1 rRNA gene is annotated in these 746 nt (G+C 55.1%); it reads right to left on the bottom strand.

What is annotated here, in order from left to right:
- Nucleotides 1-4: 4 nt before the first annotated feature.
- Nucleotides 5-746 (bottom strand): 23S ribosomal RNA (locus FS532_RS18405); the annotation flags it as partial.

Below are 746 nucleotides of genomic sequence, written 5' to 3'. Positions count from 1 at the left end.
TTGTGTTGTCAAGTCTTCGGCTTATTAGTACCGGTCAGCTCCACGGGTCGTTAGTCCCCGCTTCCACATCCGGCCTATCAACCCAGTAGTCTGCTGGGAGCCTCTCACACTCAAGGTGCATGGAAATCTCATCTCGAAGACGGCTTCCCGCTTAGATGCTTTCAGCGGTTATCCGGTCCGAACGTAGCTAATCAGCGGTGCCCTTGGCAGAACAACTGACACACCAGAGGTTCGTCCATCCCGGTCCTCTCGTACTAGGGATAGATCTTCTCAAATTTCCAACGCGCGCAGCGGATAGGGACCGAACTGTCTCACGACGTTCTAAACCCAGCTCGCGTACCGCTTTAATGGGCGAACAGCCCAACCCTTGGGACCTACTCCAGCCCCAGGATGCGACGAGCCGACATCGAGGTGCCAAACCATGCCGTCGATATGGACTCTTGGGCAAGATCAGCCTGTTATCCCCGAGGTACCTTTTATCCGTTGAGCGACAGCGCTTCCACAAGCCACTGCCGGATCACTAGTCCCGACTTTCGTCCCTGCTCGACCTGTCAGTCTCACAGTCAAGCTCCCTTGTGCACTTACACTCGCCACCTGATTGCCAACCAGGTTGAGGGAACCTTTGGGCGCCTCCGTTACTCTTTGGGAGGCAACCGCCCCAGTTAAACTACCCATCAGGCACTGTCCATGAACCCGATCAGGGTCCTACGTTAGACATCCAAAGTGACCAGAGTGGTATTTCAACA

Source organism: Curtobacterium pusillum, assembly GCF_007673235.1.
GTDB classification, from domain to species: Bacteria; Actinomycetota; Actinomycetes; order Actinomycetales; family Microbacteriaceae; genus Curtobacterium; species Curtobacterium pusillum_C.
The sequence above is the reverse complement of the archived record's forward strand: the minus strand, read 5'-3'. Positions and strand labels throughout refer to the sequence as shown.